Genomic DNA, 16,827 nt, shown 5'->3' with positions numbered 1-16,827 from the left:
GTTTTGCTGAAAATTGATGTTAGTGTTCTTGCAACGCTAGTGCATAAAGTGCCGCTATTTTTGAAGTCCGTTATAAACATGCTCAATCCGGATAACCCCGATAACCCGGATAACCCGGGATAATCCGGCTAACAAGAACAAAAAGTTCCGCTAGCCCCAAATAGTTATCCGAACTTCTACTCCGCAGCGCAAAAAGGCATAACCTGCCATCTCCTGGGGTTCCTTTCAAGAGAGCAGGCTATGCCTTAAACATTCAAGCACCGCGAATTTAACGTTATTCCTGTGTTTCACGGACATTTACCCCGAAGCCGGGCGGTTGTCCAAAGCGGCGGGCCGCCGCGAATCCGCCGGGAAATCCTCAAGCATCCGCTTCAGATGGGAGCCTTCGATGCCCAGCACCTGAGCGCATTCCTGCGGCGTCAAAAACCCGCGTCTGTAAGCTTCGATCACTTTTCTTTTGTCCATGGCCTGTCCTCCAATGCCAAATGACCTTATGGCTACAAGTATTGGAAAATACAGCCTGGAATATACAGTCGGCTTTTGAAGATATAAGAATGAAACCGCTTGGAATTTTCGCATCCTTATATCGCAAGAACAAACTTCCTCTTAAAACGGTCTGGCTGGCCTTTTAGAAAGTATATCGAGATGAGTTTTACTTATGGCGAAGTATCTCGCAGCAGCAGATTCGGCATCGAATCTTGAATTCAGCCGGGTGGGGCGGGGCGGATGCTTCCGAAGCATGTTTCCTGCGGAAACATCTCCGTTGCTCACGTAGGATTTACCAGCCAATGCTTGCGAGGCCCATTGGCGTTGCATTAACTATTGCTCAACATTTCTTTAAAAGCGTTGGCTTTCGAATCGATACAGTCGCCCGCCGGCAATCTAACGGTTGTAACAGCAGCTATTTATCGAAAAAAGACCTTTTCTAAATGCTAACGGTTGCCAACGCCGTTATTTGCCTGACTCCAAGCAAAAATTGCCGATTTTCAGTGTAATAAGCTCCATTGCAACCGTTACAATTTGAAATCAACGTTTTTGGAACAAATAGCGCTTGTGGCAACCGTTAGAATATTAGTGTGCTCAGAAAATGTATCTTGCCAAATTTAAATGCAACGCTTGTGTACGAGGCCGTTTTCTACGATACCGTTTAGCTCCGCTGCTCACTCCCTGGCTTCATCTAACCTAAAGCGTTTTGAAAAAAACGCACTTCGAAAGCATCTGCATCTGCCTCGCCCCTCAAAACCCCGACTCAACCTTGATGGCTTCAGGATTCTAAGCTTGTTTCCGGTAAAAAAACGTTTCGGTCGCTTCCAAACCGTATTGGCCCGGCGAAAAAATCTGCTCCGTGCTGCCGACGAACAAAACGCCGCCCGGGCGGAGCGCTTCGGAAAACTTATGATAAAGGCCCTGTTTGGCTTCCTCCGTGAAATAAATCATCACGTTCCGGCAGACGATAAGGTCAAAGCCTTCTTCAAACCGGTCCAGCAGCAGGTTTTGCTTCTTGAACGTCACGGCCTTCTTCAATTTGGCGTCAAACCGGTACATCGCGCCATCCGGCGCGAAATAGCGCTGCGCTACGTCCTTGGGCACATCCTTGAGCGAACGCTCCAAATACAGCCCTTCCTGCGCTTTGGCCAGCGCCCCGTCATCGATGTCCGAAGCCAGCAGATAGGTGCGGGGGAGCAGGCCCATATCCGCCAATATCATCGTCAGCGTATACGGTTCTTCCCCCGTGGAGCAGGCGGCGCTCCAAACCCGCAACTTGCCCCCGTCCTTTGCGAGCTCGGGCAAAACCTTGTCCCGCAGCACTTCCCAACGATTCGGGTTGCGCCAGAACTCCGAGACGTTGATCGTCATCTTGTCGAGAAATTCGTAAAAGAGCGCCTTGTTCCCCATCATCGCCGCATAGAAATCCGCGAACGAGGAAAAGCCGTTTTTGTTGCGAAGCGTCGTCAAACGCCGCTTCATTTGCGCTTCCTTGTACTGGGCCAGATCGATGCCCGTGCTCTTCTTGATGTTTTGAATAAAGCCGAGGTAATCCGGATCCGGTGCCGTTTCTGCGTTGTCTGTCCGAGCAAGGTCGGGAATGATCCGGTTCATATCCATCGGCTTACACTTCTTGAATAATTGATGAGTTCATGCGGAGCGAAAAAATTGGCGATCTCGCGTTCCGCGCTTGCCGGTCCGTCGGAACCATGGATCAGGTTAAACGGCGTATGGGCGGCAAAGTCGCCGCGAATCGTGCCGGGGAGCGCCTCCGTCACTTTCGTCTTGCCGATGACCATCCGGGATAAAGCAATGATATCGTCGCCCTCCCACACCATGGCGAATACCGGCCCGGACGTAATGAAGCCGACCAATTCGTCAAAAAAAGGCTTTCCCTCGTGCTCCGCATAATGCTTTTTGGCTTGGGCTTCGGATACTTGAACCAGCTTGCCGGCGATCATTTGAAACCCCTTATCCTCAAACCGGCTAATGATCCGGCCGACCAGACCGCGTTGTACCCCGTCCGGCTTAACCATCAAAAACGTTCGTTCCATGGATTCCCTCCCGAAAAATCGCGTCGTCGTTATAAACTTTATAAACATCGCCTTGAAGAAGGCGGTTTCACCTGCATTTTACCAAAAAAAAGCGAAACCCGTAAAGCTAAATAATTCGTGTTTTGAACTACCGCTAATAGGAGCGTTTGTTGACAAAGTGCGCAATTTCCTGCAAATGAGCCCGGGATTTGTTGTCGGGAAGTTCGCTTAAAGCGTCCAGCGCCTTGCGGATGAAACGGTCCGCCAGCTCCTCGGCCCGGCGGATTCCCGGGCTGGTCCGGATCATCTCGATCGCCCGGGACACGTCGCCGCTGCCGTCTCCCGCTTGAATCCCGCGGATTTCCCGCAGCAGCGGCTCCCGAAGCTCCGGCTCCTGCAGGGCGTAAAGGACCGGCAGCGTAATGTTCCCTTGCCGCATATCGCTGCCGGGCGGTTTGCCGATCACCTTCTCCGTGCCGAACAGATCCAGCAGATCATCGCGGATTTGAAACGCCATTCCGACATTGTAACCATAACGATAAAGCAATAAGTTCACTTTGTCCGGGGCCTCCGCCGCCATCGCGCCAAGCTGGCAGCTGATGGCGATCAGCAGCGCGGTTTTGCGGCGGATGCGCAGCAAATAATCGCGGACGCTTTGCTCGGTGTTGAAGAAATCGCGGATTTGCTCCATTTCCCCGATCGACATCTGCACCATCGCTTTGGCCAATGTCCGGTGTATGTACGGGTTGCCTAGCTGCGTAACCTGCATTAGCGCTTTGGCGTAAATATAATCTCCTGTATACATCGCGATCCGGTTGTCCCATTTCGATTTGACGGTCGGTTTGCCGCGCCGGGTTTCGGCATCGTCGATCACATCGTCATGCACGAGCGATGCCGAATGGATCAGCTCCAGCGGAACGGCGATATATTGCAGCTGCTGCAGATCGTAGTTGCCGAACTTGCCGCCGAGCAGCACGAACACCGGCCGCAGCCGCTTCCCCCCCGCCTTCAGCAGATGCAGGGACGTTTCGCTTAGGATGCCGTCATCGCCGTCGATGCTCCGGTACAGCTGCTGCTCGATAAAATCCATATCCTTTTTGAGTGCGCCGAAAATGTCCATAATCTTCATTTCTTCACCCGCGTCAACGAATTGTCACTCCACATCTCTATTTCCACCCGATGGTCAAGCAGGCCCATCTCGTAGGCGTACCTAAAATATAAAGCCAGGCCGGCCCGGCGCTGTTCGCCGAAATCATAACGGATATGGCTGCCGAAATACCGGGTCCAATATTCCGGCGTTCCGCCGATTTCGCGGCAAGCCCGTTCGACGAGCGGCGTCAAATCGCCCAGGCTTTGCCGTTTGCTCGCCTCAAACGCCTCGCATACCGCGGCCAGATATTCGCCGTGTGCTTCTGCAAACGTCTTTTGCACGGCCCACACCGCAAAGGTCATGCCGTAACCGGTCCATTTTTTCCAGACTTCCCCTAAATCGGTCACGATATAACCGTGATCCCGCCAAGAAGCTTCGATGGCATGGTCCCCGATCAGCAAGGCGGCGTCGCTCCTATCCATCATGGCATCGAGCTCGGGTTCGCTGTCCCAATAGGTCGGACGCCCGCCGTAAGCTTTCTCCATAATGATTTTCAGCAGGTTGACCGAGGTCGCCGACGTATTCGTCAGCGCGATCGTTCCGCCCGCAATCTGTTCCGGGGGTTTACGCGAAAACAGCAAAATCGATTTAACCGGGCCGTCCGAGCTGACGGAAAGATCGGGAAGCAGCAAAAACCGCTTCGCACCGTAGCCGTAAGCAAAAGAAGACACCGGGGATATATCCAGCGCGCCGCTCAGCATTTTGCGGTTCAGCGCCGAAGGCACCTCGGTGACCAGACGGCTGCTTTGCGGCAGGCGCGGCACGTCGAAATGATGAAATACGGGCCATACGTTGCTGTATTTGATTTTTCCGATGAGGATGTCGTTATTCTCCCGGTTGCACATGGTCATCCCCCCATCTTTTGAACAAGGCATGCTCAATGCCCAAATTATCCAGCACCTTGCCGACCAAAAATTTAACCAGATCGTCGATCGTTTGCGGTCCGAAATAAAACGCCGGCATCGCCGGGATGATGCGTACGCCCAACCTGGCCAGCTTCAGCATGTTTTCCAAATGGATCGCATGAAGCGGCGTTTCGCGCGGAACGAGCACAAGCGGCCGGCCTTCCTTCAGCATAACGTCCGCGGCCCGGGCCATTAAATTATCGGATGCGCCGCTGGCGATCGACGAGAGCGTCCCCATCGAGCACGGCATCACGATCATGCCGCATGTGAGGAAAGAGCCGCTGGCGATCGACGCGCCGATGTCGGCCACGTTGTGGTACACGAGCTTTCCGGGCAGACGCCCGAACTGCTCCTGCAGCGTTTCCTCCCGGCTGGCAGTATTCCAGCCAAGCTCCTCCTTCAGCACGCGCCAGCCCGCGCCCGACACGACCAGGTGCACCGAAAACTCCATCTCCAGCAGCGTTTCGATCAGCTTGACGCCATATACCGAGCCGCTGGCCCCCGTGATCCCAACGACGATAGCCTTTTGTCTGTCCATCAGTAATGCCGCACCACCAAATCAATCAAAGTAAAGGAAAAGACCACGATGCTCAGCACGCCGTTCATCGTAAAAAAAGCGGTTTGCAGCCGGCTGAGATCGCCCGGGGACACGATATGATGCTCGTAGAACAAAATTAAATAAGCGATGATCATGCCCGCGATATACCACCAGCCGAGATCGGTCATCAGCAGCAGCGCGATAAAGCCGAGCGCCGTGATGATATGGAAGGCCTGGGCGATTTTCAGCGATTTGGCGACGCCGAAGCGAACGGGGATCGAATGCAGCCCTTCCTTGATGTCGAATTCTACGTCCTGGCAAGCGTAAATAACGTCAAAGCCGGCGATCCAAAACGTGATCGTCACGAAAAATACCATGGCCGTCCAATCCACCGTGCCGGTCACGGCCGCCCAGCCGCCGAGCGGCGCCAGCGCGATCGTCAGGCCAAGCACGACATGGCAGAGCCAGGTGAACCGTTTGGTGTAAGAATAAAACACGAGCATAAAGACCGCGATCGGCAGCAGCTTCAAAGCCAGCGGATGCAGCTCCGCGGCGGCCCAGAACAGCAGCGCGAACGAAACGATGACGAAGGCGACCACTTCCCCGATTTTCAAAAGTCCCGCCGGGATGGCCCGGTTTTTCGTGCGCGGGTTTTTGGCGTCGCTGACCCGGTCGATCAGCCGGTTCAGCCCCATCGCCGCGCTCCGGGCCCCGAACATCGCCAGCAGCACCCAGCCGATCTGCGGCCAGGAAGGAAGGTGGTTGTTTATGGTCTGGGATCCGAGCAGCGCGCCCATGAAGGCGAAAGGCAGCGCGAATACCGTATGTTCGAATTTGATCATTTGCAGGAAAATTACGAGTTTTCTAAACATGAGGCGTCTCCTTTGTTCCAAGATGCAAGGCGGCAACCCCGCCGGTTAAAGGATACGCTTCGACCTTCGTTAATCCGGTCTCCCGGAAAATTTGCGCGAGTTCCTCGCGGCCGGGAAATTGCATCAGGGACTCCGGCAGCCATTTGTACTGTTCGTAGCGATTGGCCACCAGCTTGCCCAGCATCGGAAGTACTTTTTGGAAGTAAACATAATAAATGCTCTTAAACGGCTGCCAGGTGGGCTTGGACGCCTCAAGGCAAACGACCATCCCGCCCGGCTTGACGACCCGTTTCATCTCCCGCAGCACCTGGTGCAGGTCGGGCACGTTGCGCAGGCCGAAGCCGATCGTGGCGTAGTCGAACGAATCATCGGCAAACGGCAGCTCCATCGCGTTGCCTTGAACCAGGGTAATCGCCTGCTCCAAACGGCGTTCCTTGATTTTGCGGCGGCCGTATTCCAGCATGTGTTCGCTGAAATCGAGCCCGGTAATCTGCCCGCCGCTCGTCTCGGCCATGCTAATCGTCCAGTCGCAGGTGCCGCAGCACAAATCGATGGCCGTAGCCCCCGGCGGCATGTTCATCTTGGCCATCGTAAATTTGCGCCAGGCCTTATGGCGTCCGAAGCTGATCAAATCGTTCATCATGTCGTATTTGGGCGCGATGTTCTCAAACACTTCGTGTACATACTGTCCCTTCGAGTCGGGCGACATCTGTCTCATGAATAACACCTACCCTTCTTGCGCGGAACGGCGCGCCGGGGACAAAGCGGCGATAAAAGGCTCAAGAATCGCTTTCAGCTCGCTTTGCGCCGTTTCCATCTTGCATTCATGAAGCAGCGCCTGCACCCGGTCCACCGATTGGCGGAGCATGGACATCAGCTGTTCCTTCACGTTGTACTTGACCAGCAGGAGCGACCAATCCCGCTCCCCGACCTTCCGCTCGGCAATCGATTCAAGATCCTCGGCGGTACCGGTCTCCAGGATGCGCAAAAAAGCGTATCCCTGGCGGTTCTGAGGAAGCTCGCCGCTCGATTTCATCTCGTCCAGCATCACTTCGCAGCGGCTTAATTCGGCCAGCAGCAGGCGCCACAAATTTTGCGCCGGCTTGTCCAGCAGATGGGAAAAAGAAAGAAAAAGCCCCATTTTGACATGGACGCATTCTTTCAGGTACTCTTCCGCGGACAGCAGCCTCCTCTTAAGCTTGCTGTACAGTTCGACCTTCAGGCGGTTCACCTCGCAAATCGCCGCGCTCATGGAGGACACCATGCCGATTTCTCCGGCCTGGGCCAGCAGGTCGTAAAACACTCCGCTGAAATAATCGCCCGCCAGCACCTTGAGCTGGCGCGAACGCATGGCGGTGGTTTCCCTCCCCGAGCGTTCCTCCACATCGATCAGATCGTGCGTATCCATGCCGAGCTGAACGAGAAAAGCAGCCAGCGCGCAGGTTTCGGCCGCATCCGCCGCCCGGCTCTGCCGGTCGTTTAAAAAGGCATAAAGCAAACGAACACGGGGCACCGGAAAATCCGGAAGCGCCGTGTGGGCTGAGATCATGTCATAGGAGACATATTTTTTTGCCAATTCTGTTATGCGATAAGGTTTCATCCTTTGCCTCCGTCCGAGCCGCTTGTTCTTACCACGTTTCAAATTAAAAATAGGTCGTAATCTTGTATATTATATCACATGTTAATTCCCTGCGCACAGAGGTTGGACGCGCAGGATCCCGCCAACCGGCCGGGCGGCAATCGCGGCGGGAGCAAGCCTCCGGCGACGGCGGCGGCCGGTTAACGGCCCGCCGGTGCGCGAAGAAAACGCGACATCCACAGCTGCGTTTCAGTCACCCTTAGCCGCTGCCTCAGCGCCTCGGACAGCTGACGGTCGCCCGTTTGCCGCAGCTCCGCCAAATCGGTTGTCCGCCAATCGCTGCGGCGGACATCGGCGGCGAGCAGCAAATATTTCGTGCCGAGCCAACGGTCCTCGGCAAACAGCCGCAGCAGCAGTTGATCGACGTTGCTCGTCCGTTCGAACGAAAACGCAAGCATTTCCGCCATCCCTTGATAAATGCGGTCGGCGCTGAAATCCTCCTCGGTGACTTTAAGGTCCACGGACAAAATGCCTCCGGTCAAATCCACCTTGCCGATCGGCACCGGAAGATCCAGCGAGGAGAGACCGTCCACCAAGTTGTCGTTTGTTAATTCGGCCGGCTTCTGCCCCGCGAACACGGCGGCCGTATGCGGCGGCGTTCCGCTTCGTTCGCCGAGCCACGAGACGAAAGCCAGCGCCGCCGCACAGCCGAGCGTCAGCAGAGCCGTTTTTATGAGCGGTGTATACTTCATGGGGCATCCCCCTTTGATATGCTCGGCCATTCGGCGCGAGGTTATCCGAGTACTCCTATACCCCATTGTACATAGAAAAAAAGCAGGCTATGCCTGCCGAAAGAAAATTCACTCTTCCGTATCGATCGTACCGTATTTCGTGTAAACGACAGCCTTGCCGCGAATCTTCACCGCGGAGGTGTGGTCCGTGAACTGGGCGATCAGCACTTCGCCCTTATCCAGTTTCTCGGTATGATGAAAACGGGTATCTTTGCCCCGGGTCAGCCCGATGACGGTAACTCCCTGCTCCTTGGCTTTAATCACCCAATAATCCCCGCTGGCCGCGCCATATTCATTTCCGCCTGCTTGCTGATGGTTATCCATATTTGCCGCGCCTCTCCCTTCAACTTATCTTTGTGCCATGCTTTGGTTCACGCGAAAAGAAAAAGCCGTGAACGAGAAGCCCACGGTCTTTTTGTGCACGGAAGATATGTAGAAATCTTTATTTAATTCCGTCTTTGAGCGCTTTGCCCGGCTTGAACGCAGGGATTTTGCTCGCAGGGATTTCGATTTCCTCTCCGGTTTGCGGGTTGCGGCCTTTGCGCGCGGAACGCTCGCGGACTTCAAAGTTGCCGAAGCCTACCAGTTGAACTTTGTCACCGTTCTGAAGCGCCGTAGAAATCGCTTCGAAAACAGCATCCACCGCTTTCGTCGCATCTTTTTTGGACAACTCCGTGCTTTCTGCTACTTGAGAAATCAAATCGGATTTGTTCATGTTGATTCACCTCCCACTGTAGGAAAATAATACCTCTTGCTATTTGTGTTTCCGTTTTACCGCAGAATATACGTAATTTTCGTATCCTATGCGTACAAATCCCCTAAAAAATACCGAAATGGCACGTTCCCAGGGGCTTCGGAACAAATTTATAGTAATACAGCCCATATATAATTTCAAGTGATTTCATAGCCGCGGGCCAACTTTTTCCGTGAACCTCCGGTACACGCCCCGTTTCCGCGCAAGCAAGACGCCTCTAAAGCATCGCCGATTAAGCGATCGGGCTTTTAGAGGCGTCTTTGGAACAAAGGTCATTTTCCAAGCCACATATGTTCCATCTGTTCAAGCGATCTGCCTTTGGTTTCGGGAACCTTGCGCCATATAAAAACTACAACGAAAAGCGAGATGACTCCGAATGTCCAGAAGGTATTGGACGGACCGGCCGAACTCAGCAGCGGAGGGAATAACTGGGATACCAGATAGTCGCCGGCCCACAATGCCATCGAAGCGATGGCGACCGCTTTGCCGCGAACGCGGTTGGGAAAAATCTCCGAAATCATTACCCATACGATCGGTCCGAGCGATATGGCATAGGCGGCCACGTAGATCAAAATCATGATCAGCACCAGCGGTCCGGCGGTCAAATCCATTTTAAAAGCGGCTCCGATAACGGCCAAACAAATAGTCATTAAGGAGGTGCCGATCATCAGCAAAACTTTTCGCCCCGCTTTGTCGATCAGCCATACGGAGACGATGGTAAACAACACATTGATCAATCCGATCCAGATGGTCTGGGTCAAAGAGGCGTCCGTACCGAGACCCATTCCTTTAAAAATAACCGGCGCGTAATACAAAATGGCGTTGATGCCGGTAATATGCTGTATAATGGCAAGCATAACACCGATGAACAGAGCAACCCGAATGCCGGGAGCGAACAATTGTTTGAATGAATCGCTCTCGTTTTGAAACGATTCCTTGATTTCAAGCACTTCCTGTTTAGCGGCTTCTTCACCGTGAATTTTCAGCAGTATCGGCAGCGCTTCATACGGCCGATTCTGTTTAATAAGCCATCTTGGACTTTCCGGTATAAAAAACATCAAGATCATAAAGACCAGCCCGGGAACGGCTCCCGCGCCGAACATCCAGCGCCAGGCCGTCGAGACGCCCCAGGCTTCATCCCCCATGCTGACGATCCACGAATTTTGAAAATAAACCAGGAAAATGCCCGTTACGATCGCAAGTTGATTTAAAGCAACCAGACGGCCCCGGTATTTGGCGGGAGCGATCTCCGCGTTGTACACCGGACAAATGGTCGAAGTGATCCCGATCCCAACGCCGCCGATCATGCGAAAGATAACATACCCGGTGAATGTGTCTTGAAGCGCCGAGCAAATCGAGCCGACGATGAACAAAAATCCGGCGGCCAGCAATACCTTTTTTCTGCCGATCCTTTCGCTCATGTAGCCGGATAAAGCCGCCCCCGTGACACTCCCGACAATCAGACTTGACACCGCCCAGCCAACCTGAAATTCGTTCAGCGAAAAACGCTGCTGCAGGAAGTCGATTGCCCCTGAAACAACCGCGATATCAAAACCGAACAGGATACCTCCGAGCGCGGCTACGATGGATACCAGCGTAACAAAAAGCATACTCTGTTTTTCCCCTTGAAGCGCTTTCCGTTTAGCGCTTTCAGACTTAATGGCTACTGCCATCTTATCATCTCCCCTCCGGATTTCTAAACCTATCGTCGTTCTTCGAGGAGAAGTATAGCATGCGCTGAGGGCAGGAAGGCCGGTTATCGTCTGCACTAAACAGACCTTTTCATGCACGATTTTGGCTTCGGCTCCCGAATTGGAGACGTGTGGGCTAAACCTAGCATTACTTTCACACTCGAGCTTAAAAAAATCCATGCCGATGGCCGGCATGGACGAATCAGTCTATTCTTTTTGGCCTTTGAACTCGGTAGGCGGGACGCCCATGATCTTCTTAAACACGCGGCTAAAATAGTTCGGGTCCTTATACCCCACTTCAAAGCTGACTTCCTTAAGGGTAAGATTGCCGGCTTTAATCAGAGAAATGGCCTTGTCAATGCGCAGCCGGGTTACGAAGTCGATGAACGTTTCCCCGTATTCCTGCTTAAAAATTTTGCTGAAGTAGTGAGCATTCAAATGGACGTAATCAGCCACTTCTTCCAGCGAAAGATCATCGGTGAACCGTTCCTCGATATACAATTTCGCCCTGGCCAGCACGGACAGCGTTTGGACCTCCCGCTGTTCACGCAACCGTTGCAGCGCCGACATGACGTAGGTCTGCTGCTGGAATCCTTTCGCCGCTTCTACGGCAAGCAAAGAAGCGTTTCCGGCCTCTGACGGCTTCAGTTCGTCAAAGCGGCAATAACCCTCGCCTTGCTTGTGCAGGGTGGAGGCAAAAACGGCTTCGAAATAGGACTTGCGGAACCCTTCCTCGCCGCTATGCAGCGATCCGATGCCAATGGCCGTCTGTATGCCAAGCTGCTGCCGGGCCAGATCGTGGAGCTGGCGGACAAGGCATTCGACCAACTGCCGCCAGCCGTTGTCTCCGGTGGCGGGCGGCTTTCGCAAAAAAACGGCTATATGATGGTCGATCAAGGAGCTGACAAGGGAATCCGGGCCGTGCGTTTTTACATAACTTCGGAAATGATCGTAAATTTTCTTTTTGTCCTGCTCGTCCGTATATCCGTCAAAGGCGGCAACGAGGGCGCTCCCCCGATCAAGGGGAAAGTCCAGCCATTCCGACAGCTGGGAAGCGCTGGAATCCACCGTCTGGTCGACCATAAGCATTAAAGCCAGCTCGTTTTCCGCGAGCGGCATCAGCTGAGAAATTTTGTGCCTAAGCTCCAATTCTTCTTTGCGTCCCCGCTTCTCGCGCTCAATTTCATCAATCAGCCTTTTTAGCGTACCGACAACCATTTCCCGCTTGGCCGGCTTCAGGATATATTCTTTTACGCCTAAAGAGAGCGCCTCCCGGGCATAGGCAAAATAGTCATAAGCGGTGACGAGCACGAATCGGGTATCGGGAAGCCGCTCCTTTAATTCGCGAAGCGCTTCAAGCCCGCCGATTCCCGGCATGTTGATGTCCAGCATGGCAATATGGGGCCGATGCTCTTCCGCGCATTCGATCGCCATACGGCCGTTGCCGGCATGCATAAACCGGAATACCCCCGGCATGGCCCGTTCCACGGTCAATTCCAGCCCCTCCCTTTCCAAAGCCTCGTCATCCGCGATCAACAACCGATACATCCGTCCGCTCACTCTCCTTCCTGGCTGGAATTCGTATTGTTATAGCCGTGCCTTGTCCGTTGCTGCTGCCGATTTCAACCATTCCTTCCTTTCCGTAGAACAACTGCAGCCGCTTAAACACGTTTCGCATTCCCAGTCCTGTTGAACCGCCGCTTTCGGCTCCGCCTTCGAGACGGAGCGCGGACAGACGGGTTTCCTCCGGCATGCCCTTTCCGTTGTCCGAAATTTCAATCTGCACATCCGTACCCGTTCTCGACAACGTCAACGCGATTACGGCTCCGTCTTCCATATCCTTCACACCGTGAAGAAAAGCGTTCTCAACGAGCGGCTGGATCGTCAGGGCCGGAATCTGCTGATGGAGGACGGAAGCCTCAATGTGAAGATCAAAGCGAATTCTGTCCCGGAAGCGGGCCTGCTGGATGGTTACGTATTCGCGGATATGATCCAGCTCTTCCTGGAGAGTGACGGGCTTGTCCAGCTTTTGCAGGCTGTACCGAAGCAGATTGGACAGCGAAACGATCAGGTCGCTGGTCTCCTCCGCCCCTTCCAGAATCGCCATTTGCGAGAGCACATTTAAGGTATTGAACAAAAAATGCGGATTAATTTGATTTTGCAGGGCCCTAAGCTCCAATTCCTTCACGAGCCGCCGCATTTCCAGGCTCTGTTTGTCCTTCTCGATGAGGATGCTCAAATCGGCGGACATTTGCGAAATGGCCTCCGACAATACGCCAAGTTCATCGTCCCGCCGCGGCTGGGGCCCGATATTCAGGTCGCCCGTGGCGATCCGTTTCGCCAGCCCGACAAGCCGGCCGACAGGGCCGGTAATGCTGCGCGAGACCCAGATTGCAAGCAATACCCCCAGCAGCGCGTTCATGCCGAACAACGCCGCTCCAAGTCCGTTCATTCGCGCATTCTGATCGCGGATGTTCTCGATGATCGGCCGGTAATAAGCCAGTTCGGCGTCGATCAGCCGCTGTCCCTCCTCATGGATGTAGCTTACGGTTTTCTCCGCTTCAATATAATGTTCAAAAGCCGATCCGGGATCCTGCGCATTCGCATCCAAAACGGCGGCTTGTTTCTGTTCCAGAAATGTGGCCAGCAAGTTCATGTAGTCCTCCTCGGAGAAAGAAGAATCCGCCGTGCCGGAGACTTCCCGGATTTTGCCTTGCAGCTGCATCAATTGGCGTTCTGCCGGGCCTTGCACGGCCTTATCGTCGCTTGGATTAAGCAGATAAGCGTACAGGAGCTTTAAGCTGCTCTCCGCCGCTTCGGAGGTTTGCTCGATGAGCAGAATGCGGCCAAGCATTTCATCGTAGCTCTGTTGTACGACCTTTCCGCTTTGAAAAACAAAATAAGCGATGAAATTGGCGAACACTACCAGGAGGGGGATGAACAGCAGCAGCTTTGTTCTAATCGTCATCGGCCGCCATCTCCGGACGTTTTGTCGGAAGAGTCCGCATGTATTTCATAAACCCTGGTGTATGTTATTTCCTGGGGATCGTTCCCCTTTAAATAATCATTCAGCAGTTTTATGGCCATGGCCCCCATTTCCACGGGCTGTTGAACAATCGTCAGCTCGATTTTGTTATCCCTGACGGCTTCCAGCGTTTCGGCCATATCGTCAAAAGCGAATATATGCAGACTCCTCGAGCCAATCCGCTCCGAGGCTTCCAGAATGCCAGGGCCGTCCAGCGCACTGAATCCAACCACGTAGCGGATCTCCGGATACCGGGCGAGCATGTTCTGAGCTTGCTGGGCTGCCTGAAGCCGCGAAATGTCCGAGGAGCGGATCTCCACAATGCGGAGCCCGGGATAACGGCCGATCACGGAACGAAAGCCGGCCAGCCTGAGCCGCTGGTTCTCGACCCGCTCGTTGCTGATCACAACTCCAATGTCGCCGCGCTCCCCGGAAGCCTTCGCCACCAGCTCGCCCATCCGCTTTCCGGCCCCCTCGTTATCCGTTCCGACGTAAGCCAGTCTTTGGGAATCCGGCTCATCCGTATCGATCGTGATGACGGGGATGCCAAGTCCGGCCGCTTTGTCGATTAATCGGCGGTACTCCGGATCATTGATGCCTTGAACCAGAATGGCATCCGCCCTGGCGGCGATCGCTTTATCCAGCAGCTTGATCTGCTCGGACGGATTGATGCGGCCCGGCCCGATATAATCGAGCCGCATCCCGTACTGTTCCGCTTCCTTTCGGGCTCCTTGTTCGATGGACCGCCAGAAAAAATTGTCCAATTCCTGCGATATCAAGACCACTTTTGTTCCGGAACCGCCGTCTGTTGGCGAAACCGTCTTCAATTGCTCGGCAAATTGGTGAATTTGAAGAGAAGACAGAGTAAATTGTAACAGCAGCCAGGCGAATGGCAGGAAGACAGGGATAAGGATCAAAGTCCATTTACGGTTTGACATGTCTTGCTCCTTTGGAAACTATTAACTTGGATCATTATGTAAGTTTAATATATAAACACCTGCCGCGATATAAGAAAAACGTCTAACCAATCGCAAATCATACAACTAACTTTATATCCATTTACCCAACCATTCGCTTAACTGCATTTCGTACAACTACTTCTTCGTGTCTTTGCCTCTTCTTCGAAAGATAGCGGAATAACTGCAGGTTTTACACTTCATCAAGCGCTGTGGCAGCATTTCCGGATAAGCTGCTGTATGTTTTGCAACTAATCCATTCAACAAGGGACCAAGAAAGCTGGAGTAAAGAGCAGGCCCGCTCGGGTAGGACAAATCGCTTTCCTACAACGGCTCGTTCTGATCCGCGAAGTCGATAGCCGCTTTGCCCAGATCGAACCTGGACGCAACAAAACAACCGCACGCGGCCAAAGATCAGCACGCGCACGGTCATTGAGGAGGCAATTATAGCTACAAAATGATGGCGATGAGGCCGCCGGAACCTTCGTTGATGATCCGCCCCAGCGTTTCCTGCAGCTTGTAGCGGGCATTGTCCGGCATCATGGCGATTTTGCCCTGGATGCCTTCGCGTACGATCGAGTGCAGCGAGCGCCCGAAAATGTCCGATTCCCAAATTTTGATCGGGTCGTTTTCGAAGTCCTGCATCAGGTAGCGGACCAGTTCCTCGCTTTGCTTTTCGGTGCCGATAATCGGGGCGAATTCCGATTCGACATCGACGCGGATCATATGAATCGACGGAGCCGTCGCTTTCAGTCTGACCCCGAATCTGGAGCCCTGGCGGATCAATTCCGGCTCGTCGAGCATCATTTCGGCCAACGACGGAGCGGCGATGCCGTAGCCGGTCGTTTTGACCATCTCCAGCGCTTCGGCAAACCGGTCATATTCCCGTTTGGCATGCGTAAATTCCTGCATCAGCTGCAGCAGATGGTCTTTGCCGCGGATTTCCACGCCGACCACTTCCACCAGGATGCGGTCGTACAGATCGTCCGGGGCGTACAGATCGATTTCCGCGACACCCTGCCCCATGTTCAGGCCGCTGAGGCCGGCCCGTTCGATGAAATCGTATTCCATGAAGTTTCCGACGACGCGGTCGACATCCCGCAGCCGGCGGATGTCCTTCACCGTATCGCGGACGGAGTTTTCATAATTGCTGCGCAGCCAGTGATTTTCGTTCAGCACCATAACCCAGCTGGGCAGATTGACGTTGACTTCGTGAACCGGGAACTCGTACAGCACTTCGCGAAGCACGCCGGTCACGTCTTCTTCGGTCATCGTCGCCGCGCTGAGCGCGATGACGGGGATATCGTATTTCGCCGCCAGCTCTCCCCGCAGCTGCTGCGCTTCTTCGCTGTTCGGGCGCGTCGAGTTGATGACGAGCACAAAAGGTTTGCCTACCTCTTTCAATTCGGCAACGACCCGTTCCTCCGATTCGACGTAGGAATAGCGCGGAATATCGGCGATCGTCCCATCCGTCGTAACGACAACCCCCAGCGTGGAGTGCTCCTGAATTACTTTGCGAGTTCCGATTTCCGCCGCTTCCTGGAACGGGATCGGATCTTCGAACCATGGCGTGGAGATCATTCTCGGCCCGTTCTCATCCTCGTAGCCTTTTGCGCCTTCCACGGCGTATCCGACGCAATCGACGAGCCTTACGTTGACCTCCAAACCTTCCGCCACTTTGATCTGAACCGCATTGTTCGGCACGAACTTCGGTTCGGTCGTCATGATCGTTTTTCCGGCGGCGCTTTGCGGAAGTTCATCCACGGCGCGAACCCGGTCCGCTTCATTCGCGATGTTCGGAAGCACGACGGTTTCCATAAAACGTTTGATGAACGTCGATTTTCCGGTGCGGACGGCTCCAACGACGCCCAGATAAATATCGCCCCCGGTTCGTTCGGCAATGTCCTTAAAAATGTCCACTTTCTCCAATACCAATGATATCCCCTCCTCAAATTTCGCCGAAGGAAAAATGCTCCCCGAGCATCCGCTTCGTTGATTTACCAATATTTCGGGCTTCACTGTTACGGCAGGAGCGGCAGCTCCTCTT

17 protein-coding genes are annotated in these 16,827 nt (G+C 53.9%); all 17 read right to left on the bottom strand.

Annotated elements, in window-relative coordinates; translation table 11 throughout:
* Positions 1-297: 297 nt before the first annotated feature.
* Complete coding sequence (locus DYE26_RS33255; RefSeq protein ID WP_164815325.1) at positions 298-465, bottom strand: hypothetical protein; 168 nt, start codon at positions 463-465, stop codon at positions 298-300.
* 807 nt (positions 466-1,272) lie between these two features.
* Positions 1,273-2,106: a CheR family methyltransferase gene (locus DYE26_RS02545; protein ID WP_036621932.1), complete on the bottom strand. Its 834-nt coding sequence runs from the start codon at positions 2,104-2,106 to the stop codon at positions 1,273-1,275.
* Entirely contained in the window at positions 2,097-2,540 is a 444-nt protein-coding gene (ndk, locus tag DYE26_RS02540) for a nucleoside-diphosphate kinase (RefSeq protein WP_036621931.1), read from the bottom strand. The genes DYE26_RS02545 and ndk overlap by 10 nt, the downstream gene beginning before the upstream one ends.
* A gap of 133 nt (positions 2,541-2,673) precedes the next feature.
* Entirely contained in the window at positions 2,674-3,648 is a 975-nt protein-coding gene (locus tag DYE26_RS02535) for a polyprenyl synthetase family protein (protein ID WP_036621930.1), read from the bottom strand.
* On the bottom strand, positions 3,645-4,514 hold the full coding sequence (locus DYE26_RS02530; protein WP_036621928.1) for a menaquinone biosynthetic enzyme MqnA/MqnD family protein: 870 nt from the start codon (positions 4,512-4,514) through the stop codon (positions 3,645-3,647). Before DYE26_RS02530 ends, DYE26_RS02535 begins: the two co-directional genes overlap by 4 nt.
* Complete coding sequence (locus DYE26_RS02525; protein WP_036621927.1) at positions 4,495-5,112, bottom strand: UbiX family flavin prenyltransferase; 618 nt, start codon at positions 5,110-5,112, stop codon at positions 4,495-4,497. The genes DYE26_RS02530 and DYE26_RS02525 overlap by 20 nt, the downstream gene beginning before the upstream one ends.
* Positions 5,112-5,984, bottom strand: a complete 873-nt coding sequence (locus DYE26_RS02520) for a UbiA-like polyprenyltransferase (protein WP_036621926.1) — start codon at positions 5,982-5,984, stop codon at positions 5,112-5,114. The genes DYE26_RS02525 and DYE26_RS02520 overlap by 1 nt, the downstream gene beginning before the upstream one ends.
* On the bottom strand, positions 5,977-6,702 hold the full coding sequence (locus DYE26_RS02515; RefSeq protein WP_371861045.1) for a demethylmenaquinone methyltransferase: 726 nt from the start codon (positions 6,700-6,702) through the stop codon (positions 5,977-5,979). Before DYE26_RS02515 ends, DYE26_RS02520 begins: the two co-directional genes overlap by 8 nt.
* A 9-nt stretch (positions 6,703-6,711) precedes the next feature.
* Entirely contained in the window at positions 6,712-7,584 is an 873-nt protein-coding gene (locus DYE26_RS02510) for a heptaprenyl diphosphate synthase component 1 (protein ID WP_036621925.1), read from the bottom strand.
* 179 nt (positions 7,585-7,763) lie between these two features.
* Positions 7,764-8,315, bottom strand: coding sequence for a hypothetical protein (locus DYE26_RS02505; RefSeq protein ID WP_036621924.1), 552 nt, complete (start codon positions 8,313-8,315; stop codon positions 7,764-7,766).
* 108 nt (positions 8,316-8,423) lie between these two features.
* Positions 8,424-8,678, bottom strand: a complete 255-nt coding sequence (mtrB, locus tag DYE26_RS02500) for a trp RNA-binding attenuation protein MtrB (RefSeq protein WP_036621922.1) — start codon at positions 8,676-8,678, stop codon at positions 8,424-8,426.
* A gap of 118 nt (positions 8,679-8,796) precedes the next feature.
* Positions 8,797-9,069, bottom strand: a complete 273-nt coding sequence (locus tag DYE26_RS02495) for an HU family DNA-binding protein (RefSeq protein WP_036621920.1) — start codon at positions 9,067-9,069, stop codon at positions 8,797-8,799.
* Positions 9,070-9,380: 311 nt separating this feature from the next.
* The gene (locus DYE26_RS02490) at positions 9,381-10,781 is read right to left on the bottom strand and encodes a sugar porter family MFS transporter (protein WP_036621919.1); all 1,401 of its coding nucleotides are present in this window, start codon (positions 10,779-10,781) and stop codon (positions 9,381-9,383) included.
* A 225-nt stretch (positions 10,782-11,006) separates the two neighbouring features.
* Positions 11,007-12,347 carry a response regulator transcription factor gene (locus DYE26_RS02485; RefSeq protein ID WP_036621918.1) on the bottom strand — a complete coding sequence of 447 codons (1,341 nt, stop codon included), beginning with the start codon at positions 12,345-12,347 and terminating at the stop codon, positions 11,007-11,009.
* The gene (locus DYE26_RS02480) at positions 12,322-13,767 is read right to left on the bottom strand and encodes a sensor histidine kinase (RefSeq protein ID WP_036621917.1); all 1,446 of its coding nucleotides are present in this window, start codon (positions 13,765-13,767) and stop codon (positions 12,322-12,324) included. The genes DYE26_RS02485 and DYE26_RS02480 overlap by 26 nt, the downstream gene beginning before the upstream one ends.
* Positions 13,764-14,762 (bottom strand): sugar-binding protein, encoded by a 999-nt coding sequence (locus DYE26_RS02475; protein WP_036621916.1) that lies wholly within the window; start codon positions 14,760-14,762, stop codon positions 13,764-13,766. Before DYE26_RS02475 ends, DYE26_RS02480 begins: the two co-directional genes overlap by 4 nt.
* A 468-nt stretch (positions 14,763-15,230) precedes the next feature.
* Positions 15,231-16,709 (bottom strand): stage IV sporulation protein A, encoded by a 1,479-nt coding sequence (spoIVA, locus tag DYE26_RS02470; protein ID WP_036627955.1) that lies wholly within the window; start codon positions 16,707-16,709, stop codon positions 15,231-15,233.
* Positions 16,710-16,827: the final 118 nt, after the last annotated feature.

Origin of the sequence: Paenibacillus macerans (genome assembly GCF_900454495.1) — a bacterium.
In the GTDB taxonomy this organism is placed as follows: Bacteria; Bacillota; Bacilli; order Paenibacillales; family Paenibacillaceae; genus Fontibacillus; species Fontibacillus macerans.
This window is presented reverse-complemented; position numbering and strand designations above follow the sequence as displayed.